This window comes from Geobacter sp. OR-1, from assembly GCF_000813145.1.
Lineage (GTDB): Bacteria > Desulfobacterota > Desulfuromonadia > Geobacterales > DSM-12255 > Geoanaerobacter.
This window is the reverse complement of the sequence record NZ_BAZF01000010.1, coordinates 1-20,221: the sequence shown is the minus strand read 5'-3', so window position 1 is coordinate 20,221 and position 20,221 is coordinate 1. Positions and strand designations below refer to the sequence as shown.

The following is a 20,221-nucleotide window of genomic DNA, read 5'->3' as shown; positions in this document are numbered from 1 at the left end:
GGATTGGATTATTAAGTCAGTTTCAGCAGGGGCACCGGTTTTTGCAGCCGTTACCGCCCCTGTTTCACTGATAGGTGGCCGCAAGCCCACTATTAATTATGCCAGGAGTCAGACCAGCACTAACTGGATAGCGTCCGACAGAGTCTTTATCAAGGGCGGTGCCTGAAAAGGCAACTCCGTAACCTCCTTTCCATACTCAGCCTTTCCCCGAGAGCCGGCAGTTTTAACCTGTTTAATTACAGGCAATAGCCCGGCCTATTCCAATTGTATTTCCGTAGGCCGGCAATTCAGGGGCCATCATGCCCAAGCATAATCTTAGGCGCACAATGCTGGAACAGCGCCGGCGCCTTCCTGAACCGGAGCGGCTTGTTCTGGGGCTTGCTGCCCAGAAACTCTGCCTTGGACTTTCGGAGTTCGTTGCCGCCGGAGTTGTGGCCCTGTATGCGCCGGTACACAACGAGGTTGCCACATCCCTGCTCGTGTCTGAGGCAATCAGATCAGGGAAACAGGTGCTGTTTCCGGTTGTGGGGGAGAGCGGCCTGGAGTTCCGGCGGGTCTCGGATACTGCGGAGCTGATCCCGGGGAAGTTCGGAATTCCCGAACCGTCAGGAGAATGCGAACTGTACCAACCTTTGGATATCGATTTTTTCCTGGTTCCTGGTGTTGCGTTCGATCTGTCATGCCGAAGGGTTGGCTATGGCAAGGGGTATTACGATAAGGCCCTTCATGCCTTGGAAGGAAAAGGGCGAATGGCAGGGATCTGCTACGATTTTCAGTTAGTAGAGGCAATACCTGCTGCTCCCCATGACGTTCAGATGGATATGGTTATAACCGACCGGAGGGTGGTTCACTGTGCCGGTCAATTCACATAAAGGAGGAACTGGACATTGCAAGTATCAATCGTCGTACTGGTTATAGTTGCTGTTGTCGCAATCGTGGGCGGTGTTGTCATCGCTACTATGTTGCGCGGCAAAAAGGCTGAAAAAGAGCCTGTAGCTGAGGATGCTGTTAAGCTGGTCGAAAATGCCCGCAGAGAGGCAGACACGATCGTCAAAGAGGCCTCGCTTAAGGCCAAGGACGCCGTGTTGCAGGCAAAAGCCGAGGCGGAGCAGGAGGCAAAGGAGAAGAAGAAGGACCTGCAGGCTCTTGAGAAAAGGTTGCAGCAGAAAGAGGAAAACCTGGACAAAAAGATGAATCTTTTTGATCAGCGTGATGCCGAGCTTATCAAGCGCGAGCAGTCAATTTCCAGCCGAGACCAGGCTCTCCAGCAGAAAGAGGAAAAGGTCGCCCAGATCATCGAAGAGCAGAGGAACAAACTCGAGACTATTTCCGGAATGACTGCGGCCGAGGCAAAAAAGATCCTGATGGAAGAGATGGAAAACGAAGCAAAGATGGATGCCGCCAAACGGATCAAGGCGATAGAAGAAGAGGCCCGGGAAACGGCAGACAAGAAATCCAAGGAGATCATGGCCTTGGCGATCCAGAGGTATGCCGGCGAGTATGTGGCCGAACGGACCGTTTCCGTGGTGGCACTGCCTTCGGACGAGATGAAGGGGCGGATCATCGGCCGCGAGGGGCGCAATATCAGAGCGCTTGAGGCTGCAACCGGGATCGATCTGATCATCGACGACACGCCGGAAGCGGTTATACTTTCAGGGTTCAACCCGGTCCGGCGCGAGGTTGCCAAGATCGCCCTGGAAAAACTGATCGGCGACGGCAGGATTCATCCCGGCAGGATCGAGGAGGTTGTGTCCAAGGCCGAGGCCGAAGTGGAGCAGGCGATCAAGGAAGCCGGGGACCAGGCGGCCTTCGATCTCGGCGTCCACGGAATTCATCCCGAAATACTCAAGCTCATCGGCAGATTGCGTTACCGGACCTCCTACAGCCAGAATGTCTACCTGCACTCTCTGGAGGTCGCCTTCCTCTGCGGCATCATGGCAGCGGAACTCGGAATAAACGTCAAGCAGGCCAAGCGCGCCGGATTGCTCCACGACCTGGGCAAGGCGGTAGACCACGAGATCGAGGGGTCCCATGCGGTAATCGGTGCTGAGATAGCCCGCAAGTACGGCGAATCCCCTAAAATCGTGCATGCCATAATGGCGCACCATGAGGACGAAAAGCCGAACTCTATTCTCGCCGTGCTCGTGCAGGCGGCCGACGCCCTTTCCGGAGCGCGTCCGGGGGCTCGACGCGAGATGATGGAGACTTATGTGAAGCGCCTGGAAGACCTGGAGCGGATCGCCACGTCGTTCAACGGCGTTACCAACTCGTTTGCGATCCAGGCCGGCAGAGAGATCAGGGTCATGGTCTCCAGCGACCAGGTAAGCGACGAGCAGGCGGTGGTGCTGGCAAAAGATGTGGCCAAGAAGATCGAGGCAGAGATGACCTATCCGGGGCAAATCAAGGTACACGTAATCAGGGAAACACGCGCCGTCGAGTATGCCCGTTAATATCCTCTTCATAGGCGACATCGTCGGTAAACCGGGGCGCCAGGCGATTGCACGCGAGCTGCATCGCCTGGTGGACCGCTACCGGGTCGACCTGGTTATCGCCAATGGCGAAAATGCTGCCGGAGGGTTCGGTCTGACCGTGGAGACTGCCAAAGAACTGTTCGAGTACGGGGTGCAGTTCTTTACCAGCGGCAACCATATCTGGGATAAGAAGGATGCCCTGGAGTACATAACCAGGGAGCAACGTCTGGTGCGGCCTGCCAACTATCCCCCCGGTACGCCGGGACAGGGTAGCGCAGTTGTCAGGACCGCTGGCGGGGTCAAGGTTGGGGTGTTGAACCTTGAAGGTCGGGTGTTCATGAACTACCTGGAATGCCCGTTCCGGACTGCCGACAGTGAGATCGAGAAGCTTAAGCAGGAGACCGATATTATTTTCGTTGATTTCCATGCCGAGGCAACTTCGGAAAAGACGGCGTTGGGGTGGTATCTTGACGGCAGGGCATCTGCCGTGATCGGCACCCACACCCATGTGCAGACCGCTGATGAACGGATCCTGCCGGCCGGGACGGCGTATCTCACCGATGCCGGGATGACCGGCGCCTTTGATTCGGTAATCGGTGTTCGCAAGGAGGAGCCGATCGAAAAGTTTCTTACCCAACGGCCGTCCAAGTTCGAGGTCGCCAAGAAGGATATCCGCCTCAATGGGGTGGTTATCGGTGTAGATGAGAGTACCGGCAAGGCATTGACCATAGAGCGGGTCAATATCGCCTGCGGTTGAGCAAGAATACGTTTTGGGGGTTACAATGACCGGTTCTGTTGCTGAACAGATGGAGTTGATAAAACGCGGCGCGGTTGAGATCCTGCTGGAAAAGGAGCTTGAGGAAAAGCTCCAGAAGTCGATCGACACTGGGGTGCCGTTAAAGATCAAAGCCGGTTTCGATCCGACCGCTCCTGACCTTCATCTCGGCCATACGGTGCTGCTGCACAAGATGAGGCAGTTCCAGCAACTCGGCCATGAGGTCAACTTCCTGATCGGCGACTTCACCGGTATGATTGGCGATCCGACCGGAAAGTCGGAGACCAGAAAGGCGTTAACCCGCGAGGATGTGCTGCGCAATGCTGAGACCTACAAGGAGCAGGTGTTTAAGATCCTTGACCCGCTAAAGACCAAGGTTGTTTTCAACTCCGAGTGGCTGGCAGCCATGAACGCCACCGAGATGATCCAACTGGCGGCTAAATATACCGTGGCCAGGATGCTGGAACGGGATGATTTCGGCAAGCGGTATGCGAGCCAGATGCCGATCAGCATCCACGAGTTTCTCTACCCGCTGATCCAGGGGTATGACTCGGTGGCCATGAAGGCCGATGTCGAGCTGGGGGGGACGGATCAGAAGTTCAACCTGCTGGTCGGACGGGAGCTGCAGCGCGAGTTCGGCCAGCGGCCGCAGTCGGTGATCACCATGCCGCTCCTGGAAGGACTTGACGGCGTCAACAAGATGTCCAAATCACTCGGCAATTACATCGGCATCAACGACCCGGCAGATGAGATCTTCGGCAAGATCATGTCCATCTCCGACGAACTGATGCTCAGGTACTATGAGCTGCTTTCAGACCTCTCGCTGGCAGAGATCGACAAGCTGCGCAAAGGGATCAAGGCCCATGAGATTCACCCGATGGATGCCAAGAAGCAGCTCGGCCGGGAGATTGTTGCCAGGTATCACGGTGCTGCTGCCGCTGGTCAGGCCGAAGAGAACTTCGTGAAGCGGTTCCGCGACAACCAGACCCCGGACGAGATGCCCGAGGCCGATATCGCTGCGGAAGGTTCGACCATGCTGCTCTGCAAGATACTGGCAAAGGCAGGAGTTGTGGCCTCCAACGGCGAAGGGCGCCGGGCCATCCAGCAGGGGGGGGTCAAAGTGAACGGCGAAAAGGTGTCGGACGACAATTCCGAGCTTGCCTGTTCGGGCGAGTATATCCTGCAGGTGGGCAAGAGAAGGTTTGTTCGGGTCAGGTTTGGCGGCCAATAGGTCAGAACTTCAATGCCGAGGTCGCAATAAGATAAGCAGTTACCAGGCCGAACAGCAGATAAAGCGCCACTGATGTAGCGACAAGCTTTCGCTGGATGCCCGGGACTACGTTTGCCATGCTTGCCTGTTGGCGTGCGGGCATCAGAGCGCCGGCCCCCATCCCGGCAATTCCGGCTCCCAAAAGCGCTGCATAGAGCGGGTAGCCGACATAGCCGTACTCCCTATGGAGGATGCAGAAGGGGCAATGGTGTGTCGGCAGTTCATAGACATAGATGCTGATGAACGAGACCAGCGCTGCCATGGCAATAAAAAACAGCAGCGTGCTTGCTGCTGCAAAGAAATACCCGCCTTTCCCGGTTTTCAGGAACAGAATCCCCCCCAGACAAGTAATGGCTAATACCGCAACCAGGGCCGCTTCCATCGGCACCCTCGGCAATGCCGCGAGGTCGGACGACAGGGTGCCGGCGCCGGCGCTGAACAGACTGCCGCAGCACGAAGTGATCACCTGGGGCTTGAGCCCGGCAAAGTACAGAAACTGCAGAGATGTTTCCCCGATTATCAACGGGACCAACACCAGAAGAAAAGCGTATTTGGGTTTTATCAGCGGATAGTCGTATCCCTGGGAATCTGCATGGTTGATGATCAGCCAGACCCCGGCGCAGATGCAGGTGACGATTTTCAGCATCAGCACCGGATAGCCGAATCGGTTTGCATTCAACGAGCCGGCGGCGCACATGGCTCCGACAAACATGCTGTGCAGGTCGTCTGCAGTAAAAATGTACAGAAACAGGGAAATTAGGTGAAAAAAAAGAATGTAGGCGAGAATGGTTGAGACCAGATAGGTCGACCGCTCCATCTGCAGCTGCAACTCACTGCCGCTCTTAAGGTCCCAGCAGCGTAAAATCAGGAGCCCTTTCCACCCCGCAAACAACACCATCATGCTGATTATCGTCGAGGCTGTCAGCAGGGAAAGGATCGCCGGATGGTAAATCATTCCTCATGTCCGCGGCCGGTGATCCGGCCGTCTCTCATTTCAACTACGGTATCGGCTATTTCGGAATCATAGACTATCGGATCGTGACTCGCGATCAGGATGGTCTTCCCTTTGCTCTTCAATTCGGAGACTATCTTCATGAACTCGTGCGACAGCCTGCTGTCCAGGTGCGCAGTCGGCTCGTCGGCAACCAGTATCGAGGGGTTATTTATCAAGGCCCTGGCAATGGCCACTCGCTGAAGTTCCCCGCCTGAGAGCCACTCTACCTTTGATGGCGCATGTCTCTTGATGTCGAACCGCTCCAGCAGTCCCATTCCCCTTTGATGCAATGCCGTGTGGTTTTCGCCGGTAGGGTATGCCGGGAGCATGATGTTCTCCAGTACCGAAATCCCTTTGATCAGGTTGAACTGTTGAAATATGAAACCAAAGGTCGATCTCCGAATCTCATTCAGAAAGCGTTCCGGCAGGCTGGTGATTTCAAATGAACCAGCGGATTCATTGTGGCGCGCAAATCGGGTCTCTATGCCGTGCAGGAAGATTCTTCCGGAGCTGGGCCGGACCATGCAGCCGATGAGCGACAACAGCGTGGTCTTGCCCGAGCCGCTTGGCCCTTTGAGCACGGTCAGGTTCAGCGGGCGGATCTCGATGCTGACGTCGTCGACCGCTGTGAACTGGTTGGGTTTCCCACTATTGAAAGTTTTAACGACATTGGCAAGCCTGATCATCTTTACGTCCTCATCGCGGCATCGGGGTCAACAGTCGCTGCCATCCAGGATGGGAGTATGGTTGCGGCCGTATAAGGGAATACCGAGAGAAAGAAGAGGATGGCGAGCTGCAGGAAATCTATGGCCGGCTCGAGCCGGAATTCGGGATACAGGACTGACCACCCCTTGAGCGCCGGTTCGAATAGCGGCGCGGAAAAGAAGAAGACATGGCCGTAAGCCAGGTTGGTACCCAGAAGAAAGGCAGTTAAGGACACGGCCATCCCCTCCCAAAATTTCAGCAGCAGGACATCCGACGTTTCCCAGCCGATCGATTTCAGTATGCCGATCTCCCGACGCTCATCTGCTGAAAGACCCGAAGCCTTGTCCCAGGCAAAGATGACGAATGACAGTATTGCCGAGAACAGGATCACGGTCATCATCCCGCCCCGCCAGTCGAATAGCGATTCATAGGTTCTCAAGATTTCGCTTCTTAAGATAGGTCTCGTATCCGGAAGCCGGTCTGCAATCTTTGCCGCAATGGTCGCCAATTCGTCCGGATTGGCGACGGTAACCGCAAGATCGGTTGCATGACCTTGCGGCAGGTTAAACAGCTCCTGGAAATCGCTCCTTGATACCAGGACCAGGTCTGATGTCACCAGCTCGGATTGATAGTCGAGGACCTCCTGAACCGTCATGAGCAGCGAGGCCTTGGTAGCGCCTCTGAACGTGACCATATCACCGGTGGAAATCCGTTGGGTCCTGGCTACCCCGCGACCGAGGATTATTCTGCCAGGTGCCAATTGTTTCGTTTCAGGCACCATAACAGTAAAATTGGCGCCAAAAACCGGATCGTAATAATATCCCCACAAACGGGCCTCTACCTTATCCACGCCGCGAATGGAGCGTATTTTTTCGATGTAATCAATGGGGATCAGTTCGTGCCTGCCCGCTAACTGGCGCTGAACGACCATCTCGGGTGCTTCGCGAAGGATGGTGGTAGATTCCCGTTTTATGGCATGGACGAAGAAGATCAGCGACGCCAGGACAAAGATGACCAGTGTGTAGAGCGCCACAAGGGAAAGGTTTTTTGGCCTTTCTCCTCAAAATAGAAGAAAGAGCGAACTCAAGGATGTTTTTGTGCCGATAGAGAGAGGTAATCATCGTGTCCGGAAAGTTGCGGCCGGTCTTGTCAACGCACCGGATGGGAAATGCTCCAGAGCCGACGGATGGTCCTGGAATGCCGAATGAATATCTGCCATGGACAGGTGCCTTGTGTACCGCGCCTCGGTGAAGAGGCACAGATCGGTCAAGCGCAATTCTTTAACCAGCTCGGAGCGGAATCTGCGCCGGGCCTCTGCTTGTTCTTTGCTGCATTCAGCATGAAACAAAAAATAACGCTAACCAGTGAGCATAATGCGGAAAAAATTATGAATAGCGTTGATTTACTCATTGGCAGAGGGTTATTCAAGAGATTTAAGCACTGCCGGAGTGATTTCACTGAACCGGTAGATCTTTTTCCCTTTGTGATCAGCCATGAACTCCTGGGTATCGGAACTTTTCGCCATGGGGACCAGCTCCTTGCCCATTGGCCCCATGACATCGCTGCCGGCCACAAAATAAGCCTTGCGGGCTTCGATCGGCTTCATGGAATAGTAATCCTTGACCCAAATCTCGTTGATTGCGGATTGGGTTAGCGAAGGAACATACTTATCCGGCTTCAGGTAATAGGTGAACATGTCCTTTGGCCCGTCGAAATAGGCTATACGGCCATTTTTCAGGCGAATCACAGTGAGCCAGTTCTGGTAACTGCCGACAAACATCCCGCATACCGGGCATTTGTCTTTGCCAGTGGGACTGGGAATGATACCGGCAGCCAGCAAGGATGGCGGCAGCGTTAGTTGCGGCAAAATTAACGCAGCAACAAGAACCATTATATATCGTGTCATATGTGAACTCTCTCATCGTTGGTAACGTCCTCCAAAGAGTATCATATCATCCGGTAGTATCAAATCGACTGGAAAAGCTTGTAATGTGCCGGCGTCTGGTCCTGCTGGAGTTTTAACCGCGATGAGCCCACATAGGTGCAGGCGGCACATGCGGGCGACAACTCATTATTTATGAGAACGAATTTGGAACCGGCGTGGGACCACGGCACAGTCAATTCATTGCATCCGCAGGGCAAGTCGCATCTTGTCACCGGAACTACGGCATGGAGATAGGCTTCCTTGCTGAAAAAATCATTATGATACCATGTCTGTTTCGTCGACCCGCAAACCGGAACTTTACGGTTGCAGGCCTGACATTGTATTGAGCCGGATTGATTGCAGCTGAGGTATATGTCCAGTCTGCGGTGGCCCGCGGCAACTTCAATCCTGGTTATCTTCCAGAAACTGGACAATCCGAGTGTCGAGGAAAATATTGATGGCTGATCCATGGTGTTCCTGCCTCAGGGGGCTGATTCGTTCAGCCCGCGACTATTATTTTGCTGGTGGCTTGCAGTATGCGAATATTTTATTAGAGTCAAATATAACCAATCTTGTCAGAAGTCGAGCACAACTGATGCCAAAAGAGGAATTGCTCACTGGATTCGCAATTTGTATGGAGTGATGGTGAGGCGGTAAGAGTAACGGCGCGCTACTGAAAATGTCAAACAGGGTGCTTTGTTCATAACAATCCGGATAGGTCTTTCCGGACCCTTGTAAAAATAACAGCAATTGTCAAGGATATTGACCCTGATAAGATCCGGAGCATTAACTCTATGTCCATGTCGGATAATAATAAAACAGTGCGGGGCGTGTTAGCGGCAAAGGCAGTCGTGCTGCTCTTGATTGTTTTTGTTGCGGAGTTGGCAGCCGATCGGATCATACCCGGTATTTTGCCGTGCAACTCTGCGCTGGCATCGATTATTGCCGACACGGTAATTTTGATATGTTTTAGCGCGCCATTCATCTGGTGGCTTGTTTTCAGGCCTTTACAGACATCCGCGCTCGTTACCAAAGCGCAATTCCAGCATCTTTTTTCGCAGATGGTGGATGCGATAATTATCCTTGACGATAAAAGGTGCGTCACTTCCTGCAATCCGATGGCAGAAAGCATCTTCGGTGTATCTGCCGACACGCTTGTGGGGAGGCCGGTTAATGAGGTCATCGATTTCCCGGCTGACTGCTTCATGCCGACCGAGCCTGTTGAAAAGATCTCCGACATCGAGAATGTTGTAGAGCATCTCGACTGCTTCGGAACCCGCAGGGACGGTAGTAAAATCCCGCTTTCCGTGTCCGCAAGCAAGGCAAAATTCGACGCCCGCAAGGTAACCGTATTGATAATTAGAGACATGACCCAGGCCAAGAATGCTGAACATGAACTGAAGAAAAGCGAGGCCCGGTTCCGAAATCTTGCGGATAACGCTCCGGTGGGGATATTCGAAACCAACGCAAACGGCGACTGCATATTTGTCAATAAGAAGTGGTGTCAGATTGCGGGGATATCTCCCGAAAAGGCTTTCGGCAGAGGGTGGGCAACTGCGCTTCACCCGGAGGATGCCGTGTTGATTGCACACGAATGGTATGGCTCCGTCGAGGGGCACACCCCTTTTCTGCTCGAATACCGTTTCCGGACGCCGGAAGGTAACGACAACTGGGTGTTGGGCAGCGCTTCGGCTCTCAAGGGGGAAGATGACTCGATAACTGGCTATATGGGGATCATTATCGATATTAATGAGCGGAAGAAGACTGAAAAGGAGCTACAAGAGAGTGAAGAGCGGTTTCGCAGTATATTTGAACAGACGGAAGATGCCATCGTGCTCTTTGCTCCCGGCAGCTGTGCGATCATCGATGTAAATACAACCACTGAGAAGCTTTACGGTTACTCAAGAGAACAATTGATCGGTATGGGTTTCAACGTATTCAAATCCGAAGCAGATTATCAAGGATTCATTCATGCAGTGTGCATGCTTAAAGATGAGCAAACCTGTCAACTGGGCCATGTTGTTAATCTTTGCAGTGATGGTGAGGAAATTCATGTCTCTGTCAGGGCCAAGGTGATCAAGCTGCAGGGGCATGATGCCATATTCTGCTCGTTGCGGGACATTACCCAAAGATTGCGGATGGAGGAGGAGGCGCGCTCAATTCAGTCCCAGCTGATTCATACCAATAAAATGGCGTCCCTTGGGCTTCTTGTCGCAGGGATTGCCCATGAGATCAATAATCCGAACAATTACATCATGGCCAATGCCCAGATGCTTGATAAAATATGGCGGGATCTGGAGCCGATACTGAGAGCGGAGGAACAGGCTCGCGGTGACTTCATCCTTGGCGGACTGCCGTATTCGAGGCTGGAAGGGGCGTTGCCTGAGATGATCTCCGCCATTAATGACGGGTCGCGACGGATCAAGACAATAATCGGTGAATTGAAAAACTACTCGCGGCAGGGGCAGGAAACCAATGAGCTCCTTGATTTGAACCGTGTTATAAGTTCTTCAATGCTTCTTCTGACGCATCATGTGCGAAAATATACCGACAATTTTATCATTAGACAGGGCGAGTCTCTCCCTGCCATATTGGGCAATTCCCATCAATTGGAGCAAGTGGTTATCAACCTGATCATGAATGCCCTGCAGGCGCTTACCAGCAAAGAGCAGGAGGTGTCGGTCACGACTTCGTACTCTGACGAAAAAGGTATGGTTTGTCTGACCGTCTCGGATGCGGGGAGTGGAATACAGGAGGGGGTTCAGGAACGGATCATGGAGCCGTTTTTTACAACCAGGCTCGATACCGGTGGGACTGGCCTTGGCCTTTCCATCACCCGTTCGATAGTAATGGCGCATCAGGGGAAAATCGAGGTGGATAGTCGCCCGGGAGAGGGTACAACCGTTTCGGTGTATCTGCCGGTAGTTGAGGACGAATAATCGGAACTATTGATATTCAAGAGGTTATGTTGATGAACGATATCCCTATTTTGCTGGTTGATGACGAGTTAAGGCTGCTTAAGGCTTCACAGCTCCTGCTGGCTAGCAGAGGGTTCAGAAACGTCTTTGCCATAAGCAACAGTACCGATGTCATGGACTATCTGCAGTCTAACGAGGTTGCCGTAATCGTGCTGGACCTTTATATGCCAAAACTGAGCGGTATTGACCTGCTCCCGGAAATAGTCAACGAGTACCCGTTTATCCCTGTGATTGTGATGACGGCCGTTGACGAGACCGAGACTGCCGTCAGCTGCATGAAAAGAGGGGCATTTGATTTCCTTGTCAAGCCGGTGGAAACGGAACGGTTGGTGGCAACAATTCGCAGGGCAATTGAGCATCGGGCAATCTGCAGAGAGCTTGATACGTTGCGAGAGCGCTTCTTCTCAGAGAAACTGGATCATGCCGAGGCCTTCAGTCCCATTGTTTCCACCAGTAACAAGATGCATACACTTTTCAAATATATGGAGGTCATTGCGCCGTCTCGGCAGCCGATTTTGATATGCGGCGAGACCGGAGTGGGCAAGGAACTGGTTGCCAAGGCCCTCCATACGCTTAGCGGATGCACCGGCGACTTTGTTGCGGTGAACGTTGCCGGACTTGATGACACGGTTTTTGCCGATACGCTTTTCGGGCACAAAAAAGGGGCATTTACCGGTGCCGAACGCCCCCGGGAGGGGCTGGTCGCCAAGGCGGCTTCCGGAACCCTGTTTCTTGACGAGATCGGTGATTTGAATGATTCGTCCCAGATCAAACTACTGAGGCTGCTGCAGGAAAAGGAATATTACCCTGTAGGTTCGGATGACCCATGCATTAGCAGCGCCCGGGTTTTGCTCGCCACAAATCACGATCTGCAGAAATTGATCGATGAAAAGCGCTTTCGCAAGGATCTCTATTACCGCCTGTGCACTCATCGCCTTGTGATTCCGCCGTTGCGGGAGCGAACTGAAGATGTTGCCCCGTTGCTCAATCATTTTCTCGAAGAAGCTGCCAACTCTTTCGGCAAGAAAAAGCCGACCCCCCGCCGGAACTGGTTACCCTGTTACAGACCTACGCATTTCCCGGCAATGTCCGTGAACTTGAGGCAATGGTTCATGATGCCGTTGCCCGGCATAATTCCGGAGTATTGTCCATGGAGAGCTTCAGCAATGCCATTGGTATTGCCAGGGTGCAAAAAACAGCTTCAGTGCAAAAGGGTTCCGGAATCAATCCTCTGGAAGAGCTGTTCGGCCATTTCCCGACAATTGACGAAGTTGAGAATTATCTGATTGTCGAAGCAATGCAGCGGTCAAAAAATAACCAGGGAATTGCTGCCAATCTCCTGGGAATAACGCGCCAAACGCTCAACAAGCGCCTCAGAACTGACTCAGCAACATGATTCCTGTCTAAGCCTCTGATAATTTCGTGAGGCATTGCTGGCACCGTTTTCATGGGATACAATTAACAATAGCAAAAAAGTTTACACCCTTCAATCAGCATGTATTACGCCTAATCTGTTTGAATAACGGAAGTTTTTGCGTTTGTGCCGGATGGCACAGTAACTGCTCATGTTGTGTCGTTGTTTGAAGCTGTCACAACTAAATAACCTGGGAGTTCATTGTGATGAAAATACCCCTGCTAAAGGCGTTGCTCTTCTTCTTTATCATCCCGGCCGTGCTTACCGGCATTTCAACCGAAGTCAGGGCTGAAAAAAACGGGCTATCAACGGAGCATGGAAAGATATTCGTTGCCGGATGTAACGCTCCTTGATCAGAACGGCAGGAAAGTTCGTCTAAGATCCCTTGTCGAGTCGGATAAACCAGTGGTTCTCGATTTTATCTTCGGGACCTGTACGACAATATGCCCTGTTTTATCCAGCTGTTATATCAATTTGCAGCAGAAGTTGGGTGCGGATTCGCAGAAGGTCCACCTGGTATCTATTTCAATAGATCCGGAAAACGACACACCCAAGGTTATGAAAGAATATCTGAAGCGCTACGGAGCGAGGCCTGGCTGGGATTTTCTGACTGGATCACGAAGGGATATAGATGCTGTAATGAGGGGCTTCAATGCCTATATACCGAATAAAATGTCGCATTATGCCTTGACCCTGATCCATCCGCCCAAAGCTGACAAATGGATAAGGGTTTACGGAATCATGAGCACCTCGGAATTCTTGGCCGAGATCCAGAAGGCAGGGATCAAATGAACAGACTATCTTTAAATGAAACCGCATTGTTCCTGATAAGAGTTGTCTGTGCAATCTGCCTCTTCATTCTGGCGCCGGTAAAAGGGTTTGCCTTGGGAGCCGGGGATAACGGGATTTCTTCCCCTTCTCCCGCAGAGGTCAAGCGTCTCGGAGAAAATATATATCGCGACGGTTTGCTACCTGATGGTTCGCCTCTGCAGGGGTATGTCAGAGGCGATGTGCGGATAGACAGCACGGTCTTTTCCTGTTCGAACTGCCATACTCGTAGCGGCCTGGGGTCGGTGGAGGGGCAGATAACGTCTCCTCCTGTCAATGGCGCAACGCTTTTTGCCCCGCGGTATCTTTTTAAGGATCAGATCAAGAATGTAATATCCAAAAAAAGAGGGGTAACAAGACCCGCCACGCCGATAAGATCTGCCTATTCGGACGAGAGCCTTGCCAATGCGATTCGATACGGCGTCAACCCGGATGGCAGGGAGCTCTCTCCGATAATGCCGAGATATATGATTGAAGACAACGATATGCATATTCTTGGAAGTTATCTGAAACAACTTTCGTCGACGTTTTCTCCCGGGGTAACTGAAACTACCGTTAATTTTGCCACCATTGTCACCGATGACGTGACTCCGGAAGACCGCCAGGCCCTGCTGGCCTCTCTCGAAACCCTGGTTACGATCAACAGGCAGACGAAAACCCAGAAAAAGCTGCCTCAGTTTGCCAAGATGTTTCGCATGCTCGACGCCGCGTTTTTCCGGGATATTAACATTGCGACCTGGGAACTGAAAGGTGCTCCAGAGACCTGGCGGGCTCAACTGGAAGAATACAATCGCAAAGATCCTGTATTTGCAATACTGGGCGGCATATCCGGTCAGGAGTGGCAGCCTGTTCACGACTTTTGCGAAGAGCGGCAGATACCTTGCCTGTTCCCCATTACCGACCTGCCGGTAATATCCGAGACCAGTTGGTATACGTTCTATGCTTCCAAAGGGTACTACCAGGAGGGGGAAACTGCTGCCCGCTTTCTTGCGGGGACTACAGGGAAAAACGGAGCCAAGGTTCTCCAGATAGTCCAGCCCTCCCGGGAGAGCAGCGCTTTTTCCGCAGGGTTTAACGATGCCTGGAAGTCTGCCGGCAACGGGACTGTTGACACGGTAACCCTGCCGCCAGACAAGCAATTGCTGCCGGACACGTTAAGGGGACTGATTCAACAGTATCGTCCCACAGCCGTCGTAATCTGGTCGGGTCCTGAGGTGGTTAATCTCTTAAGCAGTATAGATGAGGGGGGGGTCAGGGCCTGATTATTTTGTTTCAGCACGGTACCTGGGCCAGGCGGTCATGGAGATTCCCGAAAAGTTGCGCGACAAGGTGTATATTACCTATCCATTTCGCATGCCGGAAGATGAGAAGGTTTATGAGGGGTATGGAGACGTCCTGCTGCTGGGGAAACTGAAACATAAGGATGAGAAAAGGATTGCCTCTCGAACCTTTTCAATGATCCATATTTTCCTGCAAGGTCTTAAGGAACTCAAACTCGATTATTACCGGGATACGCTTCTTGATGTAATAAGTATGATGCCTGATCAGTATCTCCCGGATTTTGAGCGTTACAGCTTTGGGCCTGGACAACGCTATGCCTCCAAGGGGTGCTACATCGTGCAGCTTGGCAAGGGACCAAATGCAAACCTGATTAAAAAAAGCGATTGGGTAATTTTCTAACCACACAGATCCTCCAGCGTTTCCGTTCCATTGCGTAAGCTTTGTGCCGGGTATACCCCGGCACAGGGCTCTCTCCTCTCTCCCGATCGGGAATTTATTTACAGCGTTGTAAAGTTTGGCGACAGCCGTTTCCTCAATTATTTCTCTGGTAGTTTGCAAAATGCTCAACAATAACGAAATGTTGTGGTCCATTGCGGCAGCTGGCCCGCTTTGTGCTCATAATTGTTTGAAACGGCAGGATAATTCTACGAATACATAACCCGGTTCCTCTAACAATCATGAGAAAGGATACTAGATATGATCGCATACAGACGCGGGTATATTTTAACCATTTCGCTGCTGGGACTATTATTTATGTTTCCAGCAGAGGCAATTTTTGCCGAAACATTGAATCCCGATAACGTGAATCCTCATGCAGCAGCACCCAGAAAACGGATAACCATTGAACAGAAAAAGGCCGCTGCGGATGCCATGAAAAAGAAGAAGGCTGAAATAGGCGCAAAGAAAAAGGGTGTTCAGTTATCACCTGGATCTTCGCTGGAAGAGATGGGAAAGCCGGTCAAGTAATCAAAGAATACCATCAGGAGGCGAACCTTGAAAAAGTACAGCCATTCAATAATTGTCCCGATTTTCCTGTTTGTTCTGGCGTGTATGGCCGGATATACTGCCACAGCAGATGCAGCCCCGCCTGTCTCGGCATTTACCCCGCCCGGACTGGGGAGTGTTAATCCGGCGCTGCAGCCTGATGGGATACAGGTCCCGGATGTCTTCGGCGCCACTTCCAACTGGCAGTTCAGCCCGCCATTGCGTAAGTTTGTAACCAGTCTGGCGCCGCTTGGCTGTACTTCTCCTAACGAGATCGGCCAGTGCATACCTGTTGCCGTACCGGACAAGATGACCTTTTCAGGGTCCGATTATTACGAGATCGAACTGCGGCGATATACCGAAAAAATGCATCCTGACCTGCCGAACAATACCACGCTCCAAGGATATGTTCAGGTAAACAACGGCACAAACCAGGCTGGCAATGCCAATAACGTTGCCCCGGCGCCGATCCATTATCTCGGTCCAGTCATCGTGGCCCAGAAAGACCGGCCGGTGAGGATCAAGTTTGTCAACAAACTGCCGCTTGAATCCGTAGAGCCTTTCTTTCTCCCGGTTGATACCACTGTAATGGGATCCGGTATGGGGCCAAAGTATGCAAACGGTACGGACTGTGATCCGGTGAAGGACCCCCGCAACCCTGATCCCGCGCTGAGAAACCTTAACCCCGGGTGTGCCTACTACCCACAGAACCGCGCCGAGCTGCATCTGCATGGGGGACTCAGCCCCTGGATCAGCGATGGTACCCCTCACCAGTGGGTCACTCCGTTAAACGAGGTAACGCCATTTCCTAAGGCCGACAATGTCCAGTACGTGCCTGACATGTGGTTCGATGGCTCGGGAAATGTGGTTCCTGCCTGCGCCGGACTGAATGCCTGCCCCGGTGCAAGCAACAACCCCGGCCCCGGTGCAGTCACCTATTACTATACAAACCAGCAGAGCGCCCGGTTGATGTTTTATCACGACCATTCCTACGGGATCACCCGCTTGAATGTCTATGCCGGCGAGGCTGCCGGCTACCTCATCCAGGATCCGATAGAGACCGCTCTTGTCAACGGCGGCACTGTCAATGGCCGGGTCTACGCTGCCGGGACGATTCCAGCCGATCAGATCCCCCTGGTCATTCAGGACAAGACCTTTGTTGACGCCACCCAAATCGAAACCCTTGACCCTACCTGGGTCTGGGGGACCGGAGCAAAGTCTGTAACATGGCATGATGCTTCCGGAGCGGATATTACCGCCACTTGTACCGATGCCACCTGCAGCAATGTGCCCGGAGCTCGGAAGCGGATCAATGCTGTGCCTAAAACCGGGGACCTCTGGTGGCCGCATGTGTATATGCCGGCGGAAAACCCAAGCGATCTGGGCGGTGTCAACCCGATGGGCCGCTGGGTATACGGCATGTTTTTCTGGCCACCTACAACCGGCATCAAGTTCCTGCCGGTGGCCAACCCGTATTACGACTGCGGCATCGGGGGGTTGTGTGATTCTCCTTGGGAACCGCCGACTATGCCGGCATCCCCCAACCCTTCCTGGGTAGCGGAGGCGTTTGTTGATACCATGATGGTCAACGGCACCGTATTCCCCAAGCTTTCAGTACAGCCCAAGGCATATCGTTTAAGAATCCTGAATGCTTCCCATGACCGTTTCGTAAACCTGCAGCTGTACAAGGCGGATGCCACCGTTGATCCCAATGCCGTGAACCCCCTCTGCAACGGGACCTGCGCCGCCAAGACGGAAGTTAAGATGGTTCCGGCTGTTGTTTATCCCGGCTACCCTGACTGGGATGCCGCTGCCGACAGCAGGGTAGGAGGGGTTCCCGATCCTACGACCTCTGGCCCCAAATGGATACAGATCGGCAACGAGGGAGGATTTCTCCCGAAGCCGGTTGTTATAAACAACAAGCCGATCTCTTTCGTTCTGGATCCGACCCTGTTTAATGTTGGCAATGTCAACGACGGCACGGTTATCCTCGGCCCTGCCGAGCGTGCCGATGTCATCATCGACTTTTCCCAGTATGCCGGTCAGACTCTCATTCTTTATAATGACGCCCCTGCGGCCTTTCCGGCATTTGTCCCTACCAATGACTATTACACCGGCGCACCTGATCTGACCGCTGTCGGCGGCCATCCAGGCCCGAAGGCCGGCATGGGGCCGAATACCCGTACCATTATGCAGATTAATGTTGCCAATGTTGCGCCTGCGGCTGTTTTTAATGAAACTGTCCTGCAGGATGCCTTCAAGACAACTGCTACCCCCGGCGTATTCCAGGCATCTCAGGAACCTGTCATCGTGGGGCAGACTGCCTATGATTCGGCCTACAATACCACTTTCCCAAGTGTCGCACCCAACTGGGGGCTCGCAAAAATATCCGATAACAATTTATCTTTCGAGACCATAGCTGATAATGCGACCGGTACGAAAGAGCTGGTGCTCGGTTATCCGATGGAGCCCAAGGCAATCCATGACGAAATGGGGGCGGTTTGGGATGAATACGGCCGGATGAGCGCGAAATTAGGTGTCGAACTCCCCAATACCAACAATATTAATCAGATTTTCGTCATGCAGAACTACCAGGACCCTCCCACTGAACTGGTACAGGACGGCAAGACACAGCTCTGGAAGATCACCCATAACGGGGTCGACACCCATCCGATCCATTTTCACCTGTTTGACGTTCAGGTAGTCAACCGGGTTGGTTGGGACGGCTTTATCAGGCTGCCGTGGGAAAACGAGCTCGGCTGGAAGGAGACTGTCAGGGTCAGCCCCTTGGAGGACACGATCGTAGCCCTCAGACCAAGGGCGCCGAAACCTCCTTTTGCACTCCCCGACAGTCTGCGGTTGCTGCAGCCGGCTATTCCTGCGGCTACCACCGGTTTGCCGGGCGCTGCAGACGGTTTCATGAATCTGGATCCGCTTACCGGTCAGGCCAAAATTCCGGCGGATACGAACAACCTGTTCAATTTTGGCGCTGAGTATGTCTGGCATTGTCATATCCTGAGCCATGAGGAACAGGATATGATGCGGTCCATGATTTTCCGGACGGCAACGGCACCGCCTGCTGACCCGACAGGCCTTTCAGTGATTGCGGCAGCGCAGAAGAATACCCTTAGCTGGGCAGACAACTCCTATAAAGTGGTTAACCCGCCCTACAATACCACTCTCGGGTTTATTATCGAGCGGTGCAATGGAAATGCTGCTGCCTGCGCCGCCGGCCCGTTCACGCAACTGGGACGGATGACGATGTTGTCAAATGGCACCCCGACCTACGACGACACAACTGTTGTTTCCGGTGCCACTTATACTTATCGTGTTACCGGCTATAACCGCTACATTGATAATGCCGCATGGGCGCTGACCGGCTCTGTGGTTTGGTATGACGGTCTATCCGCAGTCCCGGCGACCGCCGATGTTGTCTCTGCAGCATGGAGCGGCGCCACCGACGTGACCCTTGACCCTTACTTCCCGACGCCTCATGCTGCGCCGGTAAAATTTTATGCCTTGGGAGTTGGCGGCACCGGTTCCTACCAATACCGATTCTCCTTTGATGGCGCGATGGTCCAGGATTACAGCGCGACGAGATTCTGGGAGATACCGGCAGGTACTCCTCTCGGTGCGCATTCGGTAACAGTTGATGTGCGTACTGATTTTGCATCGGCAGTCCCTGACACCACCAGGACCATTCCCTACGACATTAGGCTGGACCCGCCGACAAACCTGACTCTGGTGTATGACAAGCCGAATCCCCAGGCTCCGGGAACGGTGGTCAATTTCACAGCCACCGCAACAGGATCATCCAACTATGAATACCGCTTCTTGCTTGACGGAGTAGAGAAGCAAGCGTATGGACCGGCCAATGTCTGGGCGATGCCAGCAGATACTCCTGCAGGGACCTACGCGGTAACAGCCGAGGTCCGCACCAGCAGTCTTGTCGCAAGTGACCTGGTCCAGGTGGTTAGTTTTACCCTTGATCCGGCTGCAGCGCTTACTCCTCCCGGTGCGCCAACCATTGGCACAGCCTATGTCGGTAATGCTTCCGCTGTGGTTACATTTTCTGCTCCTGCAAATATCGGGGGGTCGCCAATCACCGGTTATACCGTCACCTCATCCCCTGGCGGAGTTACCGCTACCGGCAAAGCAAGCCCGATCTCTGTGACCGGTTTGACGAATGTCGTCGCCTACAAGTTCACGGTAACCGCAACAAACGCCTTCGGCACTGGGCCTGCTTCTGCAGCTTCCAACAGCGTACTGCTCTCGGCCATTGTCACTCCAACCGTGACTATTTCGGCAAAGCCGGCCAACCCCACCAACCTGACTTCAGGTCAGGTAGCTTTTTCCGGCACCAATGCTTTTGCCTTCCAGTGCCAGCTGGACAGTAATCCTATTGAGCAATGTGTCAGCCCGTACCAGTTTGCCGGACTTGCCGATGCAGCCCACACCTTTACGGTAAAGTCGGTAAACGCCAAGGGGCAGGTCAGTACCCCAGCCACATGGACCTGGACGGTGGACACGACTCCGCCAGATACGGCGATCGGGACCAAACCGGCCACGTTCACGGGTCTGACAACTGCAACCTTCA

18 protein-coding genes are annotated in these 20,221 nt (G+C 53.1%); 13 read left to right on the top strand and 5 right to left on the bottom strand.

Annotation, left to right across the window (positions count from 1 at the left end; all coding sequences use genetic code 11):
* Positions 1–299 precede the first annotated feature (299 nt).
* The 4 genes from OR1_RS11525 to tyrS all read left to right on the top strand — a co-directional run bounded on the left by OR1_RS11525 (position 300) and on the right by tyrS (position 4,477).
* The gene (locus OR1_RS11525) at positions 300–872 is read left to right on the top strand and encodes a 5-formyltetrahydrofolate cyclo-ligase (RefSeq protein ID WP_041972019.1); all 573 of its coding nucleotides are present in this window, start codon (positions 300–302) and stop codon (positions 870–872) included.
* Positions 873–950: 78 nt separating this feature from the next.
* Entirely contained in the window at positions 951–2,450 is a 1,500-nt protein-coding gene (gene rny / locus OR1_RS11520) for a ribonuclease Y (protein ID WP_370543356.1), read from the top strand.
* Positions 2,440–3,228 carry a TIGR00282 family metallophosphoesterase gene (locus tag OR1_RS11515; RefSeq protein WP_041972017.1) on the top strand — a complete coding sequence of 263 codons (789 nt, stop codon included), beginning with the start codon at positions 2,440–2,442 and terminating at the stop codon, positions 3,226–3,228. Before rny ends, OR1_RS11515 begins: the two co-directional genes overlap by 11 nt.
* Before the next feature lie 25 nt (positions 3,229–3,253).
* Positions 3,254–4,477 carry a tyrosine--tRNA ligase gene (gene tyrS, locus OR1_RS11510; protein ID WP_041972016.1) on the top strand — a complete coding sequence of 408 codons (1,224 nt, stop codon included), beginning with the start codon at positions 3,254–3,256 and terminating at the stop codon, positions 4,475–4,477.
* Between the two features lies 1 nt (position 4,478).
* Here the strand turns inward: tyrS and OR1_RS11505 are convergent, their stop codons facing one another.
* The 5 genes from OR1_RS11505 to OR1_RS11490 all read right to left on the bottom strand — a co-directional run bounded on the left by OR1_RS11505 (position 4,479) and on the right by OR1_RS11490 (position 8,121).
* Positions 4,479–5,471, bottom strand: coding sequence for a hypothetical protein (locus OR1_RS11505; RefSeq protein WP_041972015.1), 993 nt, complete (start codon positions 5,469–5,471; stop codon positions 4,479–4,481).
* Positions 5,468–6,196, bottom strand: coding sequence for an ABC transporter ATP-binding protein (locus OR1_RS11500; RefSeq protein ID WP_041972014.1), 729 nt, complete (start codon positions 6,194–6,196; stop codon positions 5,468–5,470). Before OR1_RS11500 ends, OR1_RS11505 begins: the two co-directional genes overlap by 4 nt.
* 2 nt (positions 6,197–6,198) lie before the next feature.
* On the bottom strand, positions 6,199–7,248 hold the full coding sequence (locus OR1_RS11495) for an ABC transporter permease (protein ID WP_237754280.1): 1,050 nt from the start codon (positions 7,246–7,248) through the stop codon (positions 6,199–6,201).
* An 84-nt stretch (positions 7,249–7,332) separates the two neighbouring features.
* A complete protein-coding gene (locus OR1_RS23285; protein WP_082002921.1) occupies positions 7,333–7,563 on the bottom strand; it encodes a hypothetical protein in 231 nt (76 codons plus the stop codon).
* Between the two features lie 72 nt (positions 7,564–7,635).
* The gene (locus OR1_RS11490; RefSeq protein ID WP_041972013.1) at positions 7,636–8,121 is read right to left on the bottom strand and encodes a nitrous oxide reductase accessory protein NosL; all 486 of its coding nucleotides are present in this window, start codon (positions 8,119–8,121) and stop codon (positions 7,636–7,638) included.
* Between the two features lie 812 nt (positions 8,122–8,933).
* On the opposite strand from OR1_RS11490, the gene OR1_RS20845 reads away from it, so the two are divergent.
* The 9 genes from OR1_RS20845 to OR1_RS11455 all read left to right on the top strand — a co-directional run.
* Positions 8,934–11,078, top strand: a complete 2,145-nt coding sequence (locus OR1_RS20845) for a PAS domain-containing sensor histidine kinase (protein ID WP_052440403.1) — start codon at positions 8,934–8,936, stop codon at positions 11,076–11,078.
* 32 nt (positions 11,079–11,110) lie between these two features.
* Positions 11,111–12,403 carry a sigma-54-dependent transcriptional regulator gene (locus tag OR1_RS11475; RefSeq protein WP_370543353.1) on the top strand — a complete coding sequence of 431 codons (1,293 nt, stop codon included), beginning with the start codon at positions 11,111–11,113 and terminating at the stop codon, positions 12,401–12,403.
* Positions 12,404–12,414: 11 nt separating this feature from the next.
* Positions 12,415–12,513, top strand: coding sequence for a helix-turn-helix domain-containing protein (locus OR1_RS23280; protein ID WP_370543352.1), 99 nt, complete (start codon positions 12,415–12,417; stop codon positions 12,511–12,513).
* Between the two features lie 224 nt (positions 12,514–12,737).
* On the top strand, positions 12,738–12,884 hold the full coding sequence (locus OR1_RS22305; protein ID WP_160295244.1) for a hypothetical protein: 147 nt from the start codon (positions 12,738–12,740) through the stop codon (positions 12,882–12,884).
* Positions 12,847–13,323: an SCO family protein gene (locus OR1_RS11470; RefSeq protein ID WP_052440402.1), complete on the top strand. Its 477-nt coding sequence runs from the start codon at positions 12,847–12,849 to the stop codon at positions 13,321–13,323. Before OR1_RS22305 ends, OR1_RS11470 begins: the two co-directional genes overlap by 38 nt.
* On the top strand, positions 13,320–14,621 hold the full coding sequence (locus tag OR1_RS11465) for an ABC transporter substrate-binding protein (RefSeq protein ID WP_052440401.1): 1,302 nt from the start codon (positions 13,320–13,322) through the stop codon (positions 14,619–14,621). Before OR1_RS11470 ends, OR1_RS11465 begins: the two co-directional genes overlap by 4 nt.
* 37 nt (positions 14,622–14,658) lie before the next feature.
* Complete coding sequence (locus OR1_RS20840) at positions 14,659–15,039, top strand: hypothetical protein (protein WP_160295243.1); 381 nt, start codon at positions 14,659–14,661, stop codon at positions 15,037–15,039.
* A 297-nt stretch (positions 15,040–15,336) separates the two neighbouring features.
* Complete coding sequence (locus OR1_RS11460; RefSeq protein WP_041972010.1) at positions 15,337–15,606, top strand: hypothetical protein; 270 nt, start codon at positions 15,337–15,339, stop codon at positions 15,604–15,606.
* A 27-nt stretch (positions 15,607–15,633) separates the two neighbouring features.
* Positions 15,634–20,221: multicopper oxidase domain-containing protein (locus OR1_RS11455; protein ID WP_052440399.1), on the top strand; the 4,588-nt coding region annotated here is incomplete at its 3' end.

Bases quoted from the DNA above. Each gene is read 5' to 3' on its own strand.
- OR1_RS20840 (WP_160295243.1), top strand. From the start codon at position 14,659: ATGGAGATTCCCGAAAAGTTGCGCGACAAGGTGTATATTACCTATCCA.
- OR1_RS11465 (WP_052440401.1), top strand. From the start codon at position 13,320: ATGAACAGACTATCTTTAAATGAAACCGCATTGTTCCTGATAAGAGTT.
- OR1_RS11525 (WP_041972019.1), top strand. From the start codon at position 300: ATGCCCAAGCATAATCTTAGGCGCACAATGCTGGAACAGCGCCGGCGC.
- OR1_RS11470 (WP_052440402.1), top strand. From the start codon at position 12,847: ATGGAAAGATATTCGTTGCCGGATGTAACGCTCCTTGATCAGAACGGC.
- OR1_RS11505 (WP_041972015.1), bottom strand. From the start codon at position 5,471: ATGATTTACCATCCGGCGATCCTTTCCCTGCTGACAGCCTCGACGATA.
- OR1_RS11515 (WP_041972017.1), top strand. From the start codon at position 2,440: ATGCCCGTTAATATCCTCTTCATAGGCGACATCGTCGGTAAACCGGGG.
- tyrS (WP_041972016.1), top strand. From the start codon at position 3,254: ATGACCGGTTCTGTTGCTGAACAGATGGAGTTGATAAAACGCGGCGCG.
- OR1_RS11460 (WP_041972010.1), top strand. From the start codon at position 15,337: ATGATCGCATACAGACGCGGGTATATTTTAACCATTTCGCTGCTGGGA.
- OR1_RS23280 (WP_370543352.1), top strand. From the start codon at position 12,415: ATGCAGCGGTCAAAAAATAACCAGGGAATTGCTGCCAATCTCCTGGGA.
- OR1_RS11475 (WP_370543353.1), top strand. From the start codon at position 11,111: ATGAACGATATCCCTATTTTGCTGGTTGATGACGAGTTAAGGCTGCTT.
- OR1_RS11490 (WP_041972013.1), bottom strand. From the start codon at position 8,121: ATGACACGATATATAATGGTTCTTGTTGCTGCGTTAATTTTGCCGCAA.
- OR1_RS11500 (WP_041972014.1), bottom strand. From the start codon at position 6,196: ATGATCAGGCTTGCCAATGTCGTTAAAACTTTCAATAGTGGGAAACCC.
- OR1_RS22305 (WP_160295244.1), top strand. From the start codon at position 12,738: ATGAAAATACCCCTGCTAAAGGCGTTGCTCTTCTTCTTTATCATCCCG.
- OR1_RS20845 (WP_052440403.1), top strand. From the start codon at position 8,934: ATGTCCATGTCGGATAATAATAAAACAGTGCGGGGCGTGTTAGCGGCA.